This is a genomic window from Nocardioides sp. Bht2, from assembly GCF_047308515.1.
Taxonomy (GTDB): domain Bacteria; phylum Actinomycetota; class Actinomycetes; order Propionibacteriales; family Nocardioidaceae; genus Nocardioides.
In genome coordinates this window covers 968,613-990,311 of the sequence record NZ_JBLBWI010000001.1, presented here as the reverse complement: position 1 = coordinate 990,311, position 21,699 = coordinate 968,613, and the positions used below count along the sequence as shown (strand labels likewise).

General features: G+C 68.2%; 22 protein-coding genes. 11 read left to right on the top strand and 11 right to left on the bottom strand.

All coding sequences use genetic code 11. The features are described from left to right. The first annotated feature begins 27 nt into the window (after positions 1 to 27). Positions 28 to 1,683, top strand: coding sequence for an acyl-CoA dehydrogenase family protein (locus ACLM5J_RS04830; protein WP_413654922.1), 1,656 nt, complete (start codon positions 28 to 30; stop codon positions 1,681 to 1,683). A gap of 12 nt (positions 1,684 to 1,695) precedes the next feature. Here the strand turns inward: ACLM5J_RS04830 and ACLM5J_RS04825 are convergent, their stop codons facing one another. Further along, positions 1,696 to 2,751, bottom strand: a complete 1,056-nt coding sequence (locus tag ACLM5J_RS04825; RefSeq protein WP_413654921.1) for a protein kinase domain-containing protein — start codon at positions 2,749 to 2,751, stop codon at positions 1,696 to 1,698. A gap of 166 nt (positions 2,752 to 2,917) precedes the next feature. Here ACLM5J_RS04825 and rpsF point away from each other — a divergent pair, with 166 nt between their 5' ends. The 4 genes from rpsF to rplI all read left to right on the top strand — a co-directional run bounded on the left by rpsF (position 2,918) and on the right by rplI (position 4,656). After that, positions 2,918 to 3,205, top strand: a complete 288-nt coding sequence (gene rpsF, locus ACLM5J_RS04820) for a 30S ribosomal protein S6 (protein WP_413654920.1) — start codon at positions 2,918 to 2,920, stop codon at positions 3,203 to 3,205. A 94-nt stretch (positions 3,206 to 3,299) separates the two neighbouring features. Further along, positions 3,300 to 3,869: a single-stranded DNA-binding protein gene (locus ACLM5J_RS04815; RefSeq protein ID WP_413654919.1), complete on the top strand. Its 570-nt coding sequence runs from the start codon at positions 3,300 to 3,302 to the stop codon at positions 3,867 to 3,869. Positions 3,870 to 3,951: 82 nt separating this feature from the next. Further along, positions 3,952 to 4,188, top strand: a complete 237-nt coding sequence (gene rpsR / locus ACLM5J_RS04810; RefSeq protein ID WP_101525917.1) for a 30S ribosomal protein S18 — start codon at positions 3,952 to 3,954, stop codon at positions 4,186 to 4,188. A 21-nt stretch (positions 4,189 to 4,209) separates the two neighbouring features. Beyond that, positions 4,210 to 4,656, top strand: a complete 447-nt coding sequence (rplI, locus tag ACLM5J_RS04805; protein ID WP_413654918.1) for a 50S ribosomal protein L9 — start codon at positions 4,210 to 4,212, stop codon at positions 4,654 to 4,656. Between the two features lie 139 nt (positions 4,657 to 4,795). Here the strand turns inward: rplI and ACLM5J_RS04800 are convergent, their stop codons facing one another. The 6 genes from ACLM5J_RS04800 to ACLM5J_RS04775 all read right to left on the bottom strand — a co-directional run bounded on the left by ACLM5J_RS04800 (position 4,796) and on the right by ACLM5J_RS04775 (position 10,990). Continuing rightward, complete coding sequence (locus ACLM5J_RS04800; RefSeq protein ID WP_413654917.1) at positions 4,796 to 5,431, bottom strand: hypothetical protein; 636 nt, start codon at positions 5,429 to 5,431, stop codon at positions 4,796 to 4,798. A 65-nt stretch (positions 5,432 to 5,496) separates the two neighbouring features. Beyond that, a complete protein-coding gene (locus ACLM5J_RS04795; protein WP_413654916.1) occupies positions 5,497 to 6,822 on the bottom strand; it encodes an MATE family efflux transporter in 1,326 nt (441 codons plus the stop codon). Between the two features lie 20 nt (positions 6,823 to 6,842). Further along, complete coding sequence (locus tag ACLM5J_RS04790; protein ID WP_413654915.1) at positions 6,843 to 7,802, bottom strand: SDR family oxidoreductase; 960 nt, start codon at positions 7,800 to 7,802, stop codon at positions 6,843 to 6,845. Next, positions 7,799 to 8,734: a bile acid:sodium symporter family protein gene (locus ACLM5J_RS04785; RefSeq protein WP_413654914.1), complete on the bottom strand. Its 936-nt coding sequence runs from the start codon at positions 8,732 to 8,734 to the stop codon at positions 7,799 to 7,801. Before ACLM5J_RS04785 ends, ACLM5J_RS04790 begins: the two co-directional genes overlap by 4 nt. Continuing rightward, positions 8,731 to 10,068, bottom strand: coding sequence for a flavin-containing monooxygenase (locus ACLM5J_RS04780; protein ID WP_413654913.1), 1,338 nt, complete (start codon positions 10,066 to 10,068; stop codon positions 8,731 to 8,733). The genes ACLM5J_RS04785 and ACLM5J_RS04780 overlap by 4 nt, the downstream gene beginning before the upstream one ends. 115 nt (positions 10,069 to 10,183) lie before the next feature. After that, the gene (locus ACLM5J_RS04775; RefSeq protein WP_413654912.1) at positions 10,184 to 10,990 is read right to left on the bottom strand and encodes a hypothetical protein; all 807 of its coding nucleotides are present in this window, start codon (positions 10,988 to 10,990) and stop codon (positions 10,184 to 10,186) included. Between the two features lie 444 nt (positions 10,991 to 11,434). On the opposite strand from ACLM5J_RS04775, the gene dnaB reads away from it, so the two are divergent. The 3 genes from dnaB to ACLM5J_RS04760 all read left to right on the top strand — a co-directional run bounded on the left by dnaB (position 11,435) and on the right by ACLM5J_RS04760 (position 16,601). Beyond that, the gene (gene dnaB, locus ACLM5J_RS04770) at positions 11,435 to 14,002 is read left to right on the top strand and encodes a replicative DNA helicase (protein WP_413654911.1); all 2,568 of its coding nucleotides are present in this window, start codon (positions 11,435 to 11,437) and stop codon (positions 14,000 to 14,002) included. 108 nt (positions 14,003 to 14,110) lie between these two features. Next, positions 14,111 to 14,659 (top strand): ImmA/IrrE family metallo-endopeptidase, encoded by a 549-nt coding sequence (locus ACLM5J_RS04765; protein ID WP_413654910.1) that lies wholly within the window; start codon positions 14,111 to 14,113, stop codon positions 14,657 to 14,659. 367 nt (positions 14,660 to 15,026) lie between these two features. Further along, positions 15,027 to 16,601 (top strand): AMP-binding protein, encoded by a 1,575-nt coding sequence (locus ACLM5J_RS04760; protein WP_413654909.1) that lies wholly within the window; start codon positions 15,027 to 15,029, stop codon positions 16,599 to 16,601. Between the two features lie 13 nt (positions 16,602 to 16,614). Here the strand turns inward: ACLM5J_RS04760 and ACLM5J_RS04755 are convergent, their stop codons facing one another. After that, on the bottom strand, positions 16,615 to 17,502 hold the full coding sequence (locus tag ACLM5J_RS04755; RefSeq protein ID WP_413654908.1) for an LLM class flavin-dependent oxidoreductase: 888 nt from the start codon (positions 17,500 to 17,502) through the stop codon (positions 16,615 to 16,617). A gap of 67 nt (positions 17,503 to 17,569) precedes the next feature. Beyond that, positions 17,570 to 17,968 (bottom strand): HIT family protein, encoded by a 399-nt coding sequence (locus ACLM5J_RS04750; protein WP_413654907.1) that lies wholly within the window; start codon positions 17,966 to 17,968, stop codon positions 17,570 to 17,572. 130 nt (positions 17,969 to 18,098) lie between these two features. Between ACLM5J_RS04750 and ACLM5J_RS04745 the strand changes: the two genes are divergently transcribed. Continuing rightward, entirely contained in the window at positions 18,099 to 18,584 is a 486-nt protein-coding gene (locus ACLM5J_RS04745; RefSeq protein WP_413654906.1) for an ATPase, read from the top strand. Beyond that, on the top strand, positions 18,581 to 18,922 hold the full coding sequence (locus tag ACLM5J_RS04740; RefSeq protein WP_413654905.1) for an ArsR/SmtB family transcription factor: 342 nt from the start codon (positions 18,581 to 18,583) through the stop codon (positions 18,920 to 18,922). Before ACLM5J_RS04745 ends, ACLM5J_RS04740 begins: the two co-directional genes overlap by 4 nt. 9 nt (positions 18,923 to 18,931) lie before the next feature. Here ACLM5J_RS04740 and ACLM5J_RS04735 read toward each other — a convergent pair whose 3' ends face one another. Continuing rightward, the gene (locus ACLM5J_RS04735) at positions 18,932 to 19,486 is read right to left on the bottom strand and encodes a dihydrofolate reductase family protein (RefSeq protein WP_413654904.1); all 555 of its coding nucleotides are present in this window, start codon (positions 19,484 to 19,486) and stop codon (positions 18,932 to 18,934) included. 31 nt (positions 19,487 to 19,517) lie between these two features. Next, the gene (locus tag ACLM5J_RS04730) at positions 19,518 to 19,961 is read right to left on the bottom strand and encodes a VOC family protein (RefSeq protein ID WP_413654903.1); all 444 of its coding nucleotides are present in this window, start codon (positions 19,959 to 19,961) and stop codon (positions 19,518 to 19,520) included. A 94-nt stretch (positions 19,962 to 20,055) separates the two neighbouring features. Here ACLM5J_RS04730 and ACLM5J_RS04725 point away from each other — a divergent pair, with 94 nt between their 5' ends. After that, positions 20,056 to 21,690: an AMP-binding protein gene (locus ACLM5J_RS04725; protein WP_413654902.1), complete on the top strand. Its 1,635-nt coding sequence runs from the start codon at positions 20,056 to 20,058 to the stop codon at positions 21,688 to 21,690. The last annotated feature ends 9 nt before the right edge of the window (positions 21,691 to 21,699 follow it).

Genomic DNA, 21,699 nt, shown 5'->3' with positions numbered 1-21,699 from the left:
TGTTCTATTCGATGTAATGTCGAAGGCATGACCCAGACGCAGCCGGCCATCGATCCGCATCTCGTGCTCAACCAGCCGCCGCCGCACGCCCCTTACGACGCCTCGGCCGACGCTGCTCTGCTCGAAGGGTTGCGTCGCGAGGGCGCGGCCTGGGCCGAGGACGACATCCGCCGTCTGGGTCGGTTCGCGGGCACCCCCGAGGTGCAGGAGTGGAGCGACCAGGCCAACCGGTTCGAGCCCGAACTCCGCACCGTCGACCGATACGGCAACCGGGTCGACGAGGTCGAGTTCCACCCCAGCTGGCACAACCTGATGCGGGTCTCGGTCGCCGAAGGACTCGCCGGCGCGGCCTGGACCGACCAGCGCGAAGGCGCCCATGTCGCGCGGACCGCCGGCTACCTCGCCTGGGGACACAGTGAAGCCGGGCACGGGTGCCCGATCACGATGACCTACGCCGCGATTCCGGCGCTCCGCCACCAACCTGACCTCGCCGCGATCTACGAGCCGCTGATCGCCTCCCGGATCTACGACCCGGGTCTGCGGACGCCGACCGAGAAGCGCGGGCTGCTGGTCGGGATGGGGATGACCGAGAAGCAAGGCGGCTCGGACGTGCGGACCAACTCCACCGTCGCCACGCCCACCGGTGAACCTGGCGTCTTCACGTTGAACGGGCACAAGTGGTTCACCTCGGCCCCGATGAGCGACCTCTTCCTCGTGCTGGCCCAGGCCCCCGGTGGCCTGACCTGCTTCCTGGTACCCCGTGTCCTGCCCGACGGCACCCGGAACAGCTTCCGGATCGTGCGTCTCAAGGAGAAGCTCGGCAACCGGTCCAACGCCTCCTCGGAGCCGGAGTTCGACGGCACCGTCGCCTGGCAGGTGGGCGCCGAGGGCCGTGGGGTGAAGACCATCATCGACATGGTCAACAGCACCCGGCTCGACTGTGTCACCGGCTCCGCCGCGATGATGCGTAAGGCGTTCGTCGAGGCCGCGCACCACGTCAGTCACCGGGCCGCCTTCGGAGCCCGGCTGATCGACCAGCCGCTGATGCGCAACGTGCTGACCGATCTGGCCCTGGAGTCGGAGGCGGCGACCGCCTTGTCGCTCCGTCTGGCCGGCGCGGCCGACCGGGGCATCCGCGGCGACGCCGAGGAGCAGGCGTTCCGTCGGCTGGCCACCGCCGTCGGCAAGTACTGGGTGACCAAGCGCGGCCCCGCCTTCACCGCAGAAGCGATGGAGTGCCTCGGCGGCAACGGGTATGTGGAGGAGTCGGGGATGCCGCGGCTCTACCGGGAAGCCCCGCTGAACTCGATCTGGGAAGGGTCCGGCAACGTCAACGCCCTCGACGTGCTCCGGGCGCTGGGCCGTGAGCCCGCCGCCGTCGCTGCGCTGATGGGGGAGTTCGAGAAGTCGCAGGGGGCGGACGCCCGCCTGGATGCGGTGGTCGCCCGCCTGGGCCGCGAGCTCGCCGACCAGGAGGCGATCGAGTCTCGGGCACGCCGGCTGGTGGAGCTGATGGCGCTCGCCCTGCAGGCGTCGCTGCTGGTGCGCCACGCCCCGACGCCGGTCGCCGACGCCTTCTGCGCCTCGCGCCTCGGCGGCGACTGGGGCCACGCCTTCGGCACCCTGCCGGCCGGAGTCGACACCGGCGCGATCCTCGACCGGGCGTTCCCGCCGGGGGCCTGAGGGAGCGGGCGATCAGATGAAGATCAGTGCCAGCGCTGCGGCGGCGCAGCCGATCGCGACCAAGAAACAGAGGAGTGCCGCGATCAGGGTGCCGTTCGCGGTGGGGCTGGTTGCCGGCGAAGCGCCGCTCGGTTGCGACGGCGGACCGTTGTACGCGTAGCCGGTCGGTGGGGTCGGCGTCGGCGGATGGGCCGACCCGCCACTGGCCGGCGCGCCGGACGGATGCGACGGCGGAGCCGGCGGCTGAGCGTTGCCGAGCTGGTCGAAGACCTCCGGCGGTTCCGGCTCGAACTGCCACGGCGCACCTGGCGGCACCCCGATCGAGCGGAGCGCGGCGAGCGCCTCGTGCGAACTGCGCGGACGTCGTCCGGGATCCTCGTCGGTCAACCAGGTCAACCACTGCGCCAGCGGTCCGTTCGGGACGCCGTTCTGGTGCCGCGGGCTGAGCCCGGTGAGCATCTGGATGCCGACCACGCCGAGCGCGTAGAGGTCCTGTTGCGGCGTCGGGGGAGCCCCGATCTGCTGCTCCGGGGCCATGTAGCCGCCGGTGCCGATCGCGCCCGGGTGCATCGTCAGGCGGACGTCGTCGATCAGCGCAGCGACGCCGAAGTCGCCGAGCCGCAGGTGGGGTCGGCCGGTGCCGGTGGGCTCGAGGAGCAGGTTGGCGGGCTTGACGTCGCGGTGCACCACGCCGGCGTCGTGCACCGCGGTGAGCGCCTGAAGCGTCTGGTCCAGCAGGACCCGGACGTAGGGATCGGGCAGCGGGCCGTGGTCGCCGAGCAGGGTGTGCACCGAACCGCCGCGGACCAGATCCATCGCGAAGATCACGATGTTGTCCTCGGCCGCCCAGCCGCTCGGGGCGACCACGTGCGGGTGGCTGATCCGCACCGACTGCTCGCGGACGAAGCGCAGCAGCATGGCGCTGTCGTGCTGGCCGAGCACCTTGGCGGCGACGAAACGCTGGGTACGGAGGTCCCAGGCGCGCCACACCGAACCCATGCCGCCAGCGCCGATCTGGTCGATCAGGGCGTAGCGGCCGGCGATGAGGTGATCCGGGGAGAAGGTCATGGCGAGGTCACCCTACCCAGCAATTCACGGCTCAATCCCGCCCGCTGATAGCCTGTGGTGTCTTTTGGCTCTACTCCCACAGACGGGAGATACCCGGAGACACTACGCAAGCCCTCCTGCCACGGAGAGACCGTGGCCGCCGAGTCCAGAGGAGGTGGAGACCGCTATGCGTGCATACGAAGTTATGGTCATCCTCGAGCCCAGCCTTGACGAGCGCACCATCGAGCCGTCGCTCGACAAGTACCTCAACGTGATCCGCGACGGTGGCGGCACCGTCGAGAACGTTGACGTCTGGGGCCGTCGTCGCCTGGCGTACGAGGTCAAGAAGAACGCTGAAGGTATCTACGCCGTGATCACGCTGCAGGCAACGCCTGACGTGGTCAAGGAGTTCGACCGTCAGCTGACGCTCAACGAGTCGATCCTGCGTACCAAGGTCCTCCGCGCTGCCGCGTGAGGCCCACCCGTCTGTGGAGAAGGGTGTCGCTGAGAGGCGTCACCCGTCACCATAGGCAGAGCGAGTAGTCCTCAGATCAGCTAGGAGAGCGCATATGGCAGGCGAAACCATCATCACGGTGGTCGGCAACCTCACCGGTGACCCGGAACTCCGCTTCACCCCCTCGGGTGCTGCGGTGGCCAACTTCACCATCGCGTCCACCCCCCGCACGTTCGATCGTCAGACGAACGAGTGGAAGGACGGCGAGGCCCTGTTCCTGCGCTGCTCCATCTGGCGCCAGGCGGCGGAGAACGTCGCCGAGTCGCTCCAGAAGGGCATGCGCGTCGTCGCCCAGGGCCGCTTGACCGCTCGGTCGTACGAGACCCGTGAAGGTGAGAAGCGCACCGTCATGGAGCTCGACGTCGAAGAGGTCGGCCCCAGCCTGAAGTTCGCTACCGCGAAGGTGGCCCGTGCGGGTCGCAGCAGCGGTGGCGGCGGCGGGTTCAACGGCGGCGGCGGTGGCGGCGGTGGCTACAACACCGGCGGCGCGCCTGCTGGCGGTGGCTTCGGTGGCGGTGCTCCCGCCAACGACCCGTGGGCCTCCCCGGCTCCCCAGGGTGGCGGTGCTCCCGCCAACGACCCGTGGGGCGCACCGGGCGTGGCTCCTGAAGAGCCGCCGTTCTGATCGAGGGTCACCCCTCAAAAACCAACCGAAACCAGCCAACCATTCCGGCACCTGCCGGGCTTACTGAGAAGGAAGCACCACAATGGCCAAGGCAGTGATTCGCAAGCCCAAGAAGAAGGTTTGCCAGTTCTGCAAGGAGAAGGCGACCGGTGTCGACTACAAGGACACCACGCTGCTCCGCAAGTTCATCTCCGACCGCGGCAAGATCCGTGCCCGCCGCGTGACCGGCAACTGCGTCCAGCACCAGCGCGACGTCGCCATGGCGGTCAAGAACGCCCGCGAGGTGGCACTTCTGCCCTACACCTCCACCGGTCGCTGAGTCGAGAAGGAGAACTGAACTATGAAGCTCATTCTGACCCAGGAAGTCGCCGGTCTCGGCGCCGCCGGTGACGTCGTCGAGGTGAAGGACGGCTACGGCCGTAACTACCTGATCCCGCGCGGCGACGCGATCCGCTGGACCCGTGGCGGCGAGAAGACCGTTGAGTCGATCAAGGCTGCGCGTGCTTCGCGTGCCCTGCGCGACAACGCTCACGCTGTCGAGGTCAAGGCCAAGCTCGAGGCGAAGCCGGTCAACGTGGCCGTCCGCGCCGGCGAGGGCGGTCGTCTGTTCGGTGCCGTCACCGCTGGTGAGATCGCTGCCGCTCTGGCCGCGACCTCGGGCGAGCAGGTCGACAAGCGCACCATCGTCATGGGCAACCCGATCAAGGCTCTGGGCGCGCACCAGGTCTCGGTCAAGCTGCACGACGAGGTGTCGGCAACCGTCGCCCTCAACGTCGTCTCCGCCTGACGTTTTACGTTTCATCAGGAGTGCCCCGGCCCGTCAGGGTCGGGGCACTCCTGCATTTCGGCGCGGCCCTCGGCGGACGTCATACGAGGTGTGGACCCGCTCGCAACGTATGACGTCCCGTATCGAGGCGCGGCAGGGGTCAGGAGGACTCGGGGCGGGGGCGGGAGGCGAGCCAGCTCCGGCCGCTGACCGCGAAGAGGTTCCAGACCAACCAGAGCCAGAGCAGCACGAAGCCGCCGTCGGCGGCGGTGATCAGGCCGTCGTTCTCGGCGGCGGAACCGATCGGGACCAGGGCGATCACGACGACGGCGGCGGTCAGTGCGACGCCGAAGCGCCCGGCGACCGTGCGGTCGACGGGTTTCTGACGGCGCGCCGCGGCGATCAGCGCCCGGCAGAGCAGCACCACGAAGGCCAGGTCGGGCAGCTGTACCGCCCAGATCATCGAGAGTCCGGCCTCGCCGATCGCCTCCTCGGCGGCGGGCACGAAGAGCACGCAGGCGGTGGCCAGTGCGAGCCCGGTCGCGGTGAGCAACGTCGGCCGCTCCGGGAGCGGCAGCTTCATCACGCCCCACAACACCAGCAGCCAGCCGAGCGGGTCGGGGAAGAGGTCGTAGCGCGACTGGGAGTCGAGCGCGATCAGGATCAGCCCCATCGCCATCGCCTGCAACGGAGCCATCGGCTTCGCTTCGGCGCGGGCCCGCTCGCGGGGGCTCTTCTCGGCAAGGGGTTCGTCGGGCCGCGCGGCGTCGTCGGGTTGCGGCTCGGATGGCTTCACGAGGGAGAGCCTAGTGGCGCGGCTCGGTGGAGATCCGGCGCTCCAGCCAACCGGCCGATGCGGGTTCAGGAACTGGCGCGGGTGGCGCCGATCAGCATCCAGGCCTCACCGCGGGCACGATGCAGCAGGACCACCAGTCGCCCGCCCATGAAGATCGCGCCGAAGGCGAGCCAGACCCAGACCAGGGAGTCGGCCCAGAGGGCGAACGGCGCGTAGCTGACGAAGACGGCCAAGCCGCCCCACGCGAGGTAGCGCCCGTCTCCGGCGCCGATCAGGACGCCGTCGAGGACGAAGACGACGCCTGCCGCGGGCTGGGCGAGGGCGGCCACCAGGAGCGCGCTGGCCAGTGCGCTGACGACGGCGTCGTCGTTGGTGAAGAGGCGGCCGATCACCGGGCTGGAGGCGGCGAGCGCGGCTCCGGTGACGAGACCCGACCAGATACCCCAGGTGATCATCCGCTGGGTGAGGGCGCGGGTCCGTGCGACGTCGCCGGAGCCGAGGGCGCGACCGGTGAGCGCCTGCGCGGCGATCGCGACGGCGTCCAGGACGAAGGCGAGGAAGGTCCAGATCGTGAAGGCGAGCTGATGGGCCGCCAACGTGGTGGAGTCGTCGAAGCTGACCACGCTGTAGGTGGTCACGAGCAGTGCCGCACGCAGGGTCAGGGTGCGGATCAGGAGCGGGATACCCGCCCGGCCCGCGGAGCGTACGCCCCCGGTCCGGGGCCGCAGGTTGACGCCGGCCCGCCGGGTCGCGTGGGCGAGGACGGCGAGGAGCCCGGCCGCCATCAAGGTCTGGGCGAGGACCGTGCCCCACGCCGACCCGGTCAGGCCGAGCCGGGGCAACGGGCCGGTACCGTGCACCAGCGCCAGGTTCGCGGCGATGTTGAGCAGGTTCCCGGCGACGGCGGCGACCAGCGGGGTGCGGGTGTCCTGCAGGCCGCGGAGGACGCCGGTCGCAGCCAGCACCAGCAGCAGCGGCGTGGTGCCGAGGAAGGCGATCCGGAGGTAGTCGGCAGCGGGACCGCTGACCTCGGCGGAGGCGCCGAACAGGTCGATCCACCATTCGGCGGTGAGCACCCCGACCAGCGTGACCGGAACACCGATCGCCACCGCCAGCCAGACGCCGTCCATACCGCTCGCGAGTGCGCCTGCCCGGTCACCGGCGCCCAGCTTGCGGGCTACGTCGGCGGTGGTGCCGTAGGCCAGGAAGACGCAGAGCCCGACCACCGTGGTGATCACGGCGCCGGCCACTCCGAGAGCAGCCAACGGGACGGTGCCCAGATGCCCGATGATCGCGGCGTCGGCCAGCAGGAAGAGCGGCTCGGCGACCAGCGCCAGGAAGGCGGGGATCGCCAGGGCCAGGATCTCCTGGTCGACGGCTCGGTTCTGCACCGCCCAAGCCTAGTGAGGCGTTAGAGCCCCCGGGACAACCGCCAGGCGGCGAAGGCTTCGGCGCTGGTCTTGGCGGGCCGATAGCCGAGGTCGCGTTTGAGGCGGGTGTTGTCGAGGACCGGACGGTGGGCGAGGAAGACGGTCTGTTCGGGGCCGTAGGGGGTGAGGCTCAGCCGTTTGCCGACGGTGAGGACCGCGCGCAGGACCGCCTCGGGGATGGCGAGGGTGCGCTTGCTGAGCGCTGCGGCGATCTGGTCGATGGTGAGGGCGCCGTCACCGGCGACGTTGAAGATGCCGGTGACGGGACCGGTCGCTGCCTGCTCGATCGCGCCCACCACGTCGGTGTCCCAGATGAAGACGAAGGGGGAGTCGTGGCCGCGGATCTTGAGCAGCCGCTTCTTCTCGAACAGCGCGGTGATCTGGTTGTCGACCCGCTCGCCCAGGATCGTGCCGATCCGCAGGACGACCTGTTCCAGTTCGGGATGCGTCGCGCGGAGCTCGGCCAGCAACTCTTCGACCTGGCGCTTGTGGTCGCTGTAGGCGAACTCGACGTTGCCCCGGATCGGATCGTCCTCCGTCAGCCAGCCGCCGTGGGCCGCGCCGTTGTCCGGGTGGTAGCCGTAGGCCGCTCCTGATGAGGAGACGACGATCCGGCGGACCCCGTGGCGCAGGCAGGCGTCCAGCACGTGCCGGGTGCCGGTGACGTCGACGGCGAACTCCAACGCCCGCGAGGAGTCCTTGCCCGGCGTGACGATCGAGGCCAGGTGCACCACGATCTCGACGTCGCGCGACGCGAACGCCTGCTCCACGACGTCGGCGTCCGTGACGTCGAGGTGGAGGTGTTCGGCGCCGTCGGGCAGGTGGCTCGGTCGGCGGAGATCGGCGCTGTAGACCCGATGCCCGGCGGCGGCCAGTCCACGTACGACGGAGGTGCCGAGGAAGCCGCTGCCGCCAGTGACCAGGATGGTGTGGCCGCTCATCTGACCACCTGCTCGGCGAGTGGTGCGCGGGTGCGCCGTCGCCAGACCTCGGCGACCGCGAGCCCGGCGATGATGTCCCAGATGCCCCACCAGGCGGCGACCAACGCCATGCCGCCGAGTCCGTCGAAGTAGGTGAAGACCAGCAGCAGTCCGAGTCCGGCGTTGCGGATACCTACCTCGAACGTCATCGCCTTGGTGCTACTGGCGGGGAGACGGGTGCCGCGGGCGATCGTCCAGCCGATCAGTAGGGCGAGTGCGTCGTGGAGCAGGACCGCGATCAGCACCACGCCGATGTAGTCGAGGAAGATCTCCCAGTTGTTGGCGACGCCGGCCACGATCACTGCGCCGAGGCCGATGAAGGCGATCGGACCGACGACCTTGGCGCCGCGTTCGGCGAACCGTGGCCAGAAGTGCGCGATGGTGATGCCGGCCGCGAACGGAACCCCGATCACCAGCCCGATCTCGAGCAGCATGTCGAGCGCAGAGAGGTCGATGTCGCGAAGGACGTCCTGGCCGGTGGGGTGCAGCTTCCCCCAGAACGCGACGTTGAGCGGCATCAGGAAGATCGCCAGCACGTTGCTGACCGCCGTCATCGAGACCGAGAGCGCGACGTCGCCGCGAGCGCGGTGGGTCAGGATGTTGGAGACGTTGCCCGGCGGGCAGCAGGCCACCAGGATCATCCCGAGCGCTACCGACCCGCGGACGTCGAGGAGCAGCGTCAGGCAGAAGGTGAGGGCGGGCAGCAGCAGGAACTGGGCGACGACCCCGATCGCGATCGTGCCGGGACGGCGCAGCGCGAGGCGGAAGTCGTCGAGCTTGGTGTCGAGGGCGATCCCGAAGAGGATCGCACCGATCACGATCTTGAGGGTGGTCAGCGAGCCCTCGTCGAACGCGATCCGGATCGAGTCGACATCGGCGGCCATCACGGTCATCGTGGCTCTCCCTCGGTCAGGGTGGCGGTAGCGGCGCGGACGGCGCTGCGGTAGGCGTCCTTGTTGACGTAGTAGCTCATCCGCTCCAGCCCGAGGTAGCGGTAGCCACCGGTGAGGTCAGGCCGAGGGCCGGCCAGTCTGGCGGCGAAGGTGCGGGCGCGTTCCGGGGCCTCGCGTTGGGCGCGGAGGTAGCTCGCCACCAGTTCGGCCTGCTCGAAGCGGCCCTGCCAGCCCAGCCCGGAGGCCTCCACCATGCCCAGCACGAAGAGGTTCGGCGTCGAGCGGGGGAAGATGTTGAGGTAGAGGTCCGGGGAGGTGCCGCTGCCGGGGCCGGCCCAGTCGAGAGCGGCGGGATCCACGAACGGGTAGTGCAGGTGGTACCCGGTGGCGAGGACGATCTGGTCGTAGTCGCCGTGGCTGCCGGCGACGAAGCGGACGGAGTCGCCGTCGAACCGATCGACGTCACCGCGCACGGTGATGTCGCCGTGGCCGACGTGGTGCAGGACCAGCGAGTTCACCACGGGGTGCGATTCGTAGATCTTGTAGTCGGGCTTGGGGAAGCCGAAGCGAACCGGGTCGCCGGTGAAGAGCTTGAGCACCCGGGAGTCGATCGCCTGCTTGATCCGCGCTGGCAGGGGCTTGCCCTGGTTGAGGGTGTCCGCTGGCCGCCCGAAGAGGTACTTGGGTACGAAGTAGTAGCCGCGGCGCACCGAGATGTCGACGGAGGCGGCGTAGTGGACGGCATCGACCGCGATGTCGCAGCCGGAGTTGCCGGCGCCGATGATCAACACCCGTTTGCCGGCGAAGACCTGGGCGCTCTTGTAGGCGCTGGTGTGGAAGAGCTCCCCGTTGAAGCTGCCGCGGAAGGTGGGGACGGCGGGCTCGGAGAGGGTTCCGTTGGCGATCAGGACGCCGGCGTGACGGCGGGTCCGGGTGCCCTCGGGGCCGGTACTGGTGACCAGCCAGCCGTCGTCGCCGTCCTGCTTGATCTCGGTGACTTCGGTGGAGAATGAGAAGCCGTCGCGGAGCGTGAAGCGGTCGGCGTAGGCGTTGAAGTAGGCACGGAGCTCGCGGTGGCTGGGGTAGTCGGCGACGGCCGCGGCCATCGGGAACTCGGTGAACTCGGTGGTGGTCTTCGACGAGATCAGGTGCGCGGAGTTGTACATGGTGCTCCGCGGGGCGTCGATGTCCCAGAGCCCGCCGACGCCGGAGTTGAGCTCGTACCCGCTCCAGGGGAGCCCTGCCTTCTGCAGGTTGCGGGCAGCGGCCAGGCCGGTGGGACCGGCGCCGATGACGGCGTAGGTGGCTGGTGTGTCGAACGCTGAGCCAGGCACCGGCTCTCCCTTCACGTGGGTCGTGTCGGACACGGTAGTGCCGATCTCCGACAGAGAGAGAAGAGTTTAATTCTAGTTCTTCACTCTAGTTTCACCCTCGCTCTACTGAGCGGCCCTAAGCGCCGAGGACCGCAATCGCGGCGATGCAGAAGAGGAAGGTCCACCCGCCCGTCACTCGGGCAGGTGCCTGTGGGCCGGGACGGCGGAGGAAGAGCATCGTGAGGTAGGCGAGCAGGCCGAGGAACGGAATCGGGTTGGCGATGATCCAGTACCAGGCCCACCGCGTGGCGAACGCCGGCTCGGGGCCGAAGTAGAGGTGGAGTGCGACGTCGATCAGACCGATCGCACCCATGGCCAGGACCCATCCGGGGACCGGGCGATCGTAGACCGACCCAGCGGGGTCAGGATGGCCGGAGCGCACCGAGACGTCGGGGGCGACCTGCTGAAGGGTGGCCGTGACGTCGCGCATCAGCGCGCTGGGCTCTGCGGTAGGTGCACCCCAGGAGATGGGGGCTAGGTCTCGACTGACAGCGTCGAGATGTTTGATCTCCGGGCCGCTCTGGGAAGACGACTCGCGCACCACGGTGTGGAAGGAGCGCCACCCCTGCTTCCAGGTGATGCGGACCAGGTTGCTGAAGGTCGCTTCGGGGTCACGGGGGACGGCGGTGTGATCGTCCAACTCGATGCTGCTGACCTCCCCGCGCTCGACGGCGTCGGCGAGATCGCGCCAGTCAGCGGATTGTGGGCTCAGGAGCCAGCTGACGGCGACGACGATCCAGGCGACCGCCAGCAGCCCGACGATCACCTGCTGGAGGAAGGAGCGGGGTGGCGTGGACGGCGTCGCGGGCGCGGCCGGAACCAGGGTCCGTTCGGTGGCGGGATCTGTGTTCGGGCCCGCCGCCGTCGGGTCACTGCTCTGCACGTTCGAAGCGTCGCACAGAACGGCGTGTCGCGGACGACGCGCCGGAAGAAACTGGACATATGTCTACCGCTGTGACGGTTGTGAACAACTAGGGCTCACCTGTGGGAAACGGATGTGTTGCGCGCTCGTGTCGACAAAGAAACACGGCAACCCCAGATGGCGCGAAGATGAACCAAAGTTGCCGGTATTTGTTTTTTCCACAGAACCGGAACAGCGTTTCCGCAGGTCAGAGGCACTTTCGACAATCGGGGCGACCGTTGTCCACAGGCTCCTCCCCAGGCTGTGCACAGTCAATCCGCCGTCATCCACGGCTATCCACGGGTTATCCACAGGGCCTGTGGATAGGCCGCTTTCGCGTTGGCCGGTCGGGCGCGTACGGTCGCCCTGTCTGACTCGCCCGAGCGGTTGTGTCGGAGGTCGGGGATAGACCTAGTTCCGGACGCCGTGCAGGGTGGCGAGAGGGGTTGTGGAGTGAGCGTCGTCGAGGGTACTCACGAGCTTCCGCCCGAGCCCGACTGGGGCGACGGGCCAGCGGCCTTCGAGCCGGGAGAGGCCCCACGCGGTCCGAACGACCGGACTCCGCCGTCCGACAACGCCGCCGAGCAGAGCGTGCTCGGCGCGATGCTGCTCTCCAAGGACGCCATCGCCGACGTCGCCGAAGTGATCCGCGGTACCGACTACTACCGGCCGGCCCACGAGATCATCCACGACGCGATCATCGACCTCTTCGGTCGTGGCGAGCCCGCCGACCCGGTGACGGTGGCTGCCGAGCTCCAGCGGCGCGGCGAGCTGCAGCGTGCTGGTGGTGCGCCCTACATGCACACGTTGGCCGCCAATGTGCCGATCGCCGCGAACGCCGGCTACTACGCCGAGATCGTCCGGGAGAAGGCGATCCTGCGCCGGATGGTCGCCGCCGGCACCAAGATCGTCTCCCTCGGCTACGCCGGTGAGGGCGACGTCGACAACCTGGTCGACGAGGCCCAGGCCGAGATGTACAAGATCACCGACAAGCGCACGGCCGAGGACTACGCGCCGCTCGCCGACATCATGGAGGGCGTCCTCGATGAGATCGAGGCGATCTCGACGCGTGAGGAGGGCATCTACGGCGTGCCCACCGGCTTCGCCGACCTCGACGAACTCACCAACGGCCTGCACGCCGGCCAGATGATCATCGTCGCGGCGCGTCCCGCGATGGGTAAGGCGCTGGCGCTCGACACGCCGCTGGCCACTCCCGCTGGCTGGACGACGATGGGTGCGGTCGCGGTGGGCGATCAGCTCATCGACGCCGATGGGCGCCCGACGACGGTCGTCGCGGCTACCGACGTGATGGTGGATCGTCCCTGCTACGAGGTGGAGTTCTCGGACGGCTCGTGCATCGTTGCCGACGCTGAGCACCAGTGGCTGACCGAGACGAGGTCCGCGCGCAAGTCCGAGTGGGCAGCCCGCACCCAGTACAACAGGACCAGGAACCAGCACACCTTCGCCTCAGTCGTGACGACCGAACAGATCGCGTCGTCGGTCCGCATCGGTGTTGAGGGACGCGCGAACCACGCCGTATTGAATGCCAGCGCACTTGACCTGCCCGAGGCTGAACTGCTGATCGAGCCGTACGTGCTCGGTGCCTGGCTGGGAGACGGCCACACCGATGGCTGTCGGATCACCTCGGAGAGCTCGGAGATCCCGATGCTGATCGAGGGCCTCGGCTATGTCGTCCGCTCGCAGGGAAACATGCTCTACTCGATCACGCTGCCGGATGGGGACCGTGCAGAGAACGGGCTCTGCCCCGGCTGCGGTGGCCGTTGCACCGGTACGTACCTGTGCCAATCGTGCCGCGACGACCATGGCACCTTCACCGCCCTGCTGCGCCAGTTGGGCGTGCTCGGCAACAAGCACATCCCCGACAGCTACCTGCGCGGCTCGGTGGAGCAGCGCCGGGCGCTGCTGGCTGGGCTGATGGATACCGACGGCACGGTGGTCCGAGGAGTCGGGTCGTGCCAGTTCGCCGTCACCAACCGTGAGTTAGCCGATGATGTGTACGAGCTGATCGTGTCGTTGGGCTATCGATGCGGACGGCGGGAGAAGCGGGTCGCGGGTCGCTCCGAGGCCAGCTCGACGTGCTACATCCTGAACTTCTCGACGATCGACGACGTCTTCCGGTTGGAGCGCAAGCACCTTCTGCACAAGCAGGAGCGCCCGGAGAACACTCGACGGATCGGGCGGCGGTACATCACCGCGATCCGTGAGGTGCCGTCGGTTCCGGTGCGTTGTGTCCAGGTGGACAACGACGATCACCTCTACCTCGCGGGCGAGTCGATGATCCCGACCCACAACTCCACGTTGGCCCTTGACTTCTGCCGTGCGGCGTCGATCCACAACGGCATGGCCAGCGTCTTCTTCTCCCTCGAAATGAACCGCGCCGAGATCACCATGCGTCTGCTCTCGGCCGAGGCGAAGGTTCCGCTGAACCACATCCGTAACGGCAACATGACCGACGACGACTGGGCGCGGCTGGCGCGGAAGATGGGCGAGGTCTCCTCGGCGCCGATGTTCATCGACGACAGCCCCAACATGACGATGATGGAGATCCGGTCCAAGGCCCGTCGGCTCAAGCAGAACCACGACCTGCGCCTGATCGTGATCGACTATATGCAGCTGATGAGCTCCGGCAAGAAGGTCGAGTCGCGGCAGTTGGAGGTCTCGGAGTTCTCGCGTCAGATCAAGCTGCTGGCCAAGGAGATCGAAGTCCCGATCATCGCCCTGTCCCAACTCAACCGTGGTCCCGAGCAGCGCGCCGACAAGAAGCCGGCCGCCTCCGACCTCCGTGAGTCCGGCTCGCTCGAGCAAGACGCCGACATGATCATCCTGTTGCACCGCGAAGACGTCTACGAGAAGGAGTCGACCCGCCCCGGCGAGGCCGACCTGATCGTTGCCAAGCACCGCAACGGCCCCACCCGCGACGTCACCGTGGCCTTCCAGGGCCACTACTCGCGGTTCGTGGATATGGCGCACTAAGGGGCCTGTGACGGTGGCGAATTGGACGATGGGCGCGCCACCGGCGAGCCAGGGTGTTGACGTTGCAACTAGCCTGCGTGTTGCACAAAATGGATCCTCATCTGAGGTATGATTTCGTGCAACGCGCATGAGCTCGGTCACCTGGTGATGCATGGTGCCTACGACACCCCCACCGGTCGAGAGCGCGAATGGGAAGCGAACCGGTTCGCGGCCGCATGGTTGATGCCTGAAGCTGACGTGCTTGCGAGCGGCCTTCGCAACGCTAGTGTCGATCGCATTATCGAAGCTAAGGGTCGCTGGGGAGTTTCTGCCATGGCTCTCACGCATCGACTTCACGAGCTTGGTGTGATTTCTGATTGGGCCTACACGAGCGCGTGCAGGCGCCTGAGCCAACTGGGCTATCGTCGTGGTGAGCCCGACCGCGACCCAGCACCGCGCGAGTCCTCCCAGGTTCTAGACAAGGCGTTCGCGCTACTTCGCGATCACGGAATCACGACCACCGCGATCGCGAGGGACCTGACTATTCACCCGGAGGCTCTCCGAGAATTGGTGTTTGGTCTGGTGCTGACACCGGTGGATGGCGGAAGCGCGGGGTCGGGTCGGCGTGAGGGATCACGGTTGACCGTGATTGATGGAGGGCGTCGACGCCGGAGTTAGCAGCTGACGCGGGACGGTGGCGTCCTCAATAGGACCAAGCGCGATCAGCTCACGAGGCTGCCGCAACTCGATTGACTCCGGTTCGGCGGTCGGCGACGCTCGGCTTCGCGTCACGGTGCAAGGCATTCACGTGGCTTGGCTAGCCGGCTGCCGTTGCGGGCGGCACAGGTGACAAGTCTCTTGCGCGGCTGGTGACAAGTCCGGCCGGCAAGTTGATGGCGTTGATGGGTTTGCTCGACCCGTCATCGGCCCGACCCCTTGACGCCCCTTTCGCCGCCCCGTTCCGCTGGACGGGAGAGCGCCGCCTCCACCCTCTCGCCCGATGATTCGATGACGTTTCCGTTGGTTCGAGAGGGAGTGCGCAGACGTGGAGACGGTTCAGAAGTGGGTTCGTGCGCTGGTCGACGAGCAGGAGACCGGTCTGGTCTTCGGTGACGACAGGTGGTCGTGGGCCCAGACCGTCGGCGATGCTGCTGCGCGGGCACGTGTTCTGGCTGAGTACGCCAAGGCGGACGAGCCGCTGCATGTGGGCGTGCTGATGGAGAACACCCCGGAGATGGTCCGGGCGCTGGTCTCCGGCGCCGTCGGGTCGCACGTCACGGTCGGGATCAACGCCACCCGGCGTGGCGAGGCGCTGGCCCGCGACATCGTGCACACCGACGTGAACGTCCTGCTCACCGACGACCACCACGCGCCGCTCGTCGAGGGCCTCGACCTCGGCGGAATCCCGGTGATCAACGTCGACGACGCCGCGTGGGCTGCCCGTGCCGCGGAGGCGGACCGCAGCGTCGAAGGCTTCGCTGACGCCGTCGACACCGACACGTTCGTGCTGATCTTCACCTCCGGCACCTCCGGCGACCCGAAGGCAGTGATGGTTCCGCACCTGCTGTCGACCGCGTCGGTGCAGGTGTTGGCGCCGAGCTTCGGCCTGGGCCGCGACGACGTCTACTACTGCGCGATGCCGCTCTTCCACTCCAATGCCATCGTGACCTCGTTCGCGCTCGCCCTGGCGAGCGGCGGCGACCTGGTGATCAAGCGCAAGTTCTCGGCGTCCGGCCTGCTGCCCGACATCCGCAAACATGGCGCCACCTTCATGAACTACATCGGCAAGCCGCTCGCCTACGTGCTCGCCACCCCCGAGCTCGACGACGACGCCGACAACACCCTTCGCGTCGCCTACGGCAACGAGGCGACCGACCGTGACATCGCCGAGTTCTCCCGACGCTTCGGCTGCACCGTCACCGACGGCTACGGCTCCACCGAGGGCGCGGTCTTCATCGTCCGCGACGAGAACACCCCGCCCGGCTCGATCGGCAAGGCGGTCGGTGGCTCCACGGTCTGGAACCGGGAGAGCCGCGAGGTGTGCCCGCCCGCGGTCTTCGACGCGTCCGGCCGGGTCGTCAACCTCGACGACGCGGTCGGCGAACTGGTCAACCCTGAAGGCGGCGGCCTCTTCCAGGGCTACTACAACGACGAGGCCTCCACGAAGGCTCGCCTCGACGGCGGCGTCTACTGGTCGGGCGACCTGGCCTACCGCGACACCGAGGGCAACATCTTCCTGGCCGGTCGCACCGACGACTGGCTGCGGGTGGACGGCGAGAACCTCGCCACCGGTCCGGTCGAGCGTCTGATGATGCGCAACGACGCGATCAGCCAAGCCGCCGTCTACAGCGTTCCGGACGAGATCACCGGCGACCGGTTGATGATCGCGCTGGTGCTCCGCGAGAACGCCACCCTGGCGCCAGAGGAGTTCGAGCGGTTCCTCGACGAGCAGGCGGACCTCTCGCCCAAGGCCCGACCCTCCCTGGTCCGGATCACCGCCCAGATGCCGACCACCGCCACCAACAAGGTGATCAAGCGCGAACTGCGCCAGGTCGGTGCCGCCACCACCGACGAGATCTGGGAGCGGGAGCCGCGCGGCACCGCCTACATCAAGCGCTGAGGCGTCGCGGCGCTCAGCCGAGCTGCGCAAGCCCCTCGGTGGCGATCTGCTCGAAGACGGTGAGGTCGTTCGCGAAGATCGAGTCGGGAACGGGCCAGTGGATGACGAGTTCGTCGATGCCGAGGTCGCGGTAGGTGCCGGCCCAGTCGACGAAGGCGTCGAGCGAGGCCAAGGGCTTCTCGGCGGTAGAGCCTTCGAGCAGCACCTTGGTCAGCTCGGCGACGTCGCGGCCCCGCGCTTCACAAGCCGCCGTCAGCTTCTCGATCTGACGCTCGACCACGGACGGCGCCTCGGCCACGGGGACCTCGCCGGGGCCCTTCGGGTCGCCGTAGGTGACCCAGCCCTGGCCGTACTCGGCGGCGAGTCTGAGTCCGCGGGGTCCGGTCGCGGCGACCAGGAACGGCACCCGCGGCGTCTGCACGCAGCCGGGGATGTTGCGCGCCTCGACGGCGTCGTAGAACTCGCCGTGCCGGGTGGTGACGGGCTCGCGCAACAGTTCGTCGAGCATCGGGAGGAACTCGTCGAAACGGTCGGCGCGCTCCTTCGGCGTCCACGCCTCCTGGCCGAGGGCGGTGGCGTCGAAACCGGTGCCACCCACCCCGATACCGACGCTGAGCCGCCCCTGCGAGATGTCGTCGATGCTCATCAGGTCCTTGGCCAGCGTGACCGGGTGCCGGAAGTTCGGCGAGGTGACCAAGGTGCCGAGCCGCAGCGTGCTGGTAGCGGCTGCGGCCGCCGTCAGGGTGGGGACCGCCCCGAACCAGGGCTCGTCGCGGAACGAGCGCCACGAGAGGTGGTCGTAGGTGTACGCCGTGTGGAACCCGAGCTCTTCGGCGCGTCGCCAGATCTGTTGCCCCACGGGCCAGCGGTGGATCGGCAGGATGACCGTGCTCAGGCGCATGTCGCGAGGTTACTCCCACTCAATGTGAGCTCAGCGTCCATTTTCGGCGGCGAAGTGCGCGCTGAGGTCACATTGAGGCGAGGGCTTCCTTGATCCGACGCTGGGCGTCGTCCAGTGACTCGGCCGACGGGTCGGTGTCCACCGAACCGAAGTCGAAGTCGCTCAGCGAGTGCGCGGCGAAGACGTGCACGTGCAGGTGGGGAACCTCCAGGCCGGCGATGATCATCCCGACGCGCGGGGCGTCGAAGGCGCGCTCGATCGCCTGACCCACCCGCTGCGCGACGGCGGTCACCTTGGCGAAGGTTCCGCTGTCGATCGCCTGCCAGTGGTCGATCTCGGCGCGCGGCACGACGAGCGTGTGACCCGGCGAGAGCGGAGCGATGGTCAAGAACGCCACCACCTCGTCGTCCTCGTAGACGAAGCGGCCGGGGATGTCGCCGTTGATGATCTGCGTGAAGACGGTCATGGAGCCACTGTAGGGAGTCCGTCGAAGGTTGAGGCGCGGGCCCGGCTCCGCGAATCAAGAGCAACCAAAGGGTTGCGCTACTCCCGAGCGTGTGCAACTCTGAAGTTGCAGACAACGAGAGGGGAGCATCATGACCGAGGCGAACCACAGCGCCGACGAACTGGCTGCGCTCGACAGCATCACCCGCGACATCGAGATCGACGCCAGCGCCGAAAAGGTGTGGGCCTTGATCGTCCGACCGGGCTGGTACGTCAACGAGGGCACCGTCGAGGATCCGCAGGACCTCCGCTACGAGACCGACGAATCAGGCCGCGAGATCACCGTGCTGAACCATCCCAAGTGGGGCGAGTTCCGGTTCCTCACCGTCGCGCTCGAGCAGCCGACGTATGCCGCCTTCCGCTGGCTCAGCCGGACCGACCCGACGTCGACGGCCGGCACGCTGGTGGAGTTCTGGATCGAGCAGCGTGACGCCGGCGTCACGCTGCGGGTGAAGGAGAGCGGCTTCTCCAGCCTCTCCGACGACCCCGCCGTCTGGCTCAAGGAGCGCGAGGGCAACGACAAGGGGTGGCTCGAGGAGCTCGCCGTCGCGAAGTCCTATGTCGAGGACGCCGGATGACGGGGACGAACCTGACCAGCGACCTGACCGCGGTCTGTTCCGCCCTCGGCGACCCGACCCGCTGGGAGATCCTCTCCCGGCTGGGGGAGCAGGCGATGTCGGCCTCCGCCCTGGCCCGGGTGCTGCCGGTCTCGCGCCAGGCGATCGCCAAACACCTCGACCTGCTCACCGACGTCGGGTTGATCACCAACGAAAGACGTGGCCGCGAGGTGGTTCATCTGGTGATCGGCGCCAAGCTCAACGCGCTCGGACATGAGCTGGAACGGCTGGGCAACGCCTGGGACACCCGGCTCCGCGCGATCAAGGAGCTGGCCGAGGAGAGTGCCGCCGACAGCTGAGCCCAACGGCTACCCGCGATACCGCAACAGCACGACGCCGTTGGCGAAGCTGCGCTGGTCGATCAGGGCGAGCTCGGTGCGGGTGCCGGTCGGCAGACCGGGCTTGCCACCACCGGTCGCTACCGGCACGACGTAGAGCTGGACCTCGTCGACCAGGCCGGCGCTGAGTGCTTGGCCGGCAAGGTCGGCGCCGCCGATCAGGATGCTGCCCTCGGTGTCGGCCTTGAGCGCCCGGACGGCGGCGGGGTCGAAGCGACGCTCGATCCGGGTCCGGGCGGTGAGGGGTTCGGCCAAGCTGGTCGAGTAGACGATCTTCTCCGCGTCCTGCCAGGCCGCGGAGAAGGCGGCGTACGCCTCCGAGGCGGCGGCGAGCGAGGTGTCCGTCTCCCAGACCGACATCGCTTCATAGAGCCGACGCCCGTACAGGAAGGTGGTCGCGTCCCGGACCAGTTCGGTGTGGGCGGCGAACACGTCGTCGTGGACGGGGAAGAGGTTGATGTCGCCGTCCGGGTCCTCGATGAAGCCGTCCAGCGTGACGTTCGTGGGGTAGATCAGCTCGGCCATCCGGCCACGCTCCCCGCGCCGCGCCGCACTGTCAAGGGTGGGCGCTGCTCAGCTCCTGGGCGAGCATCACCAGGATCCCGCTCGGTCCACGCAGGTAGGTGAGCTTGTAGAGATCCTGGTAGCGAGCCACCCCGCGCAGCGGGAAACAACCGTGCCGGGCGGCGATCTCCAGCGCCTCGTCGATGTCGTCGACCGAGAACGCGACCCGGTGCATGCCGATCTCGTTGGGCAGCGTGGGTTCGGTCTCGATCGCCTCGGGGTGGAGGTACTCGAAGAGCTCCAGGCGCCCGTTGCCGTCCGGCGTCTGCAGCATCTCGATCCTGGCGTGGTTGCCGTCCAACCCGACGGCGGTGTCGGTCCAGTCGCCGCTGACCGTGTCCCGACCCAGCACCGTCAGGCCGAGATCGGTGAAGAAGGCGATCGCCGCCTCCAGATCGCGGACGGCGATGCCGACGTTCTCCAGCTTGATGGCCATGACCTGCACGTTACCCACTGGCGTACGCCAGGAGGCTCGGGCAAGGTGGAGGGCGCTGCACCGACTCATCCCGCGCACGAGGAAGAGGAACGCCGTGACCGTCGCTATCGAACTGGGCCAGAGCACCACTCCGCTGCTCGACGAGACGATCGGTGAGAGCCTGGAACGGACGGTGGCTGAGCACCCTGACGCCGAGGCTCTGGTCGAGGTGGCGACGGGGCGCCGTTGGAGTTGGCGGGAGTTCGACGACGCCGTCAACGAGATCGCTCGCGGACTCCTCAGCGACGGCGTCGCGGTCGGTGACCGGGTCGGGATCTGGGCGCCGAACTGTGCCGAGTGGACGATCGTCCAGTTCGCGGCTGCGAAGGTGGGCGCGATCCTGGTCAACGTCAATCCCTCGTACCGCACTCATGAGTTCGCCTACGCCGTCCAGCAGTCCGGGCTGCGGATGCTCTTCACGGTGACCAGCTTCAAGACGAGTGAGTACCGGGCGATGGTCTCCGAGGTCGTCGCGGCCGGGGACGCCGGCAGCCTGGAGCGAACGGTCTATGTCGACACGGCGGATTGGGCGGAGCTGATCGCCGACGGCGACCAGATCGCCGCCGATGCCGTCGCGCAACGGATGGCCACCCTGGCGCCTGACGACGCGATCAACATCCAGTACACGTCGGGCACCACCGGGTTCCCGAAGGGCGCGACGCTGAGCCACCGCAACATCTTGAACAACGGCTACTTCACCACCGAGCTGATCAACCTCACCGCAGCCGATCGGCTCTGTATCCCGGTGCCGTTCTACCACTGCTTCGGGATGGTGATGGCCAACCTCGGCTGCGTCACCCACGGCACCACGATGGTGATCCCAGCCCCCGGGTTCGACCCCGAGACCACGTTGCGCACCATCGCCGACGAGCGGTGCACCGGCGTCTACGGCGTGCCGACGATGTTCATCGCGATGCAGAACCACCCCGACTTCACCAGCTTCGACCTGACCAGCCTGCGGACCGGGATCATGGCCGGATCGATCTGTCCGGTCGAGGTGATGAAGCGGTGTGTGGAGGAGATGCACATGCGCGAGGTCTCCATCGCCTACGGGATGACCGAGACCAGCCCGGTGAGCTGCCAGACCCGTGCCGACGACGACCTGGAACGCCGGACCGCGACCATCGGCCGGGCGGCGCCCCACGTGGAGATCAAGATCGTCGACCCCGTCACCGGGGCGACGTTGCCCCGTGGCGAGACGGGCGAGTTCTGCACCCGCGGCTACTCGGTGATGCTCGGCTACTGGAACGACGCCGAGAAGACCGCGGAGGCGATCGACGCCGACGGCTGGATGCATACCGGCGACCTCGCGGTGATGCGCGCCGACGGCTACTGCAACATCGTCGGGCGGATCAAGGACATGGTGATCCGCGGCGGGGAGAACATCTACCCCCGGGAGATCGAGGAGTTCCTCTATACCCACCCCGACATCGAGGACGTCCAGGTGATCGGCGTCCCCGACGAGCGCTACGGCGAGGAGCTCTGCGCCTGGATCAAGGTCAAAGACGGCGCCCGGCCGCTCGACGCGGACGCCGTCCGCGCCTTCGCTGCGGGCAGGCTCGCGCACTTCAAGATCCCGCGGTACGTCCTGATCGTGGAGGAGTTCCCGATGACCGTCACCGGCAAGATCCGCAAGGTGGAGATGCGCGAACGGTCGGCCCGCGAGCTCGGGCTCACCGACGACGGGTGAGTCGGCGGC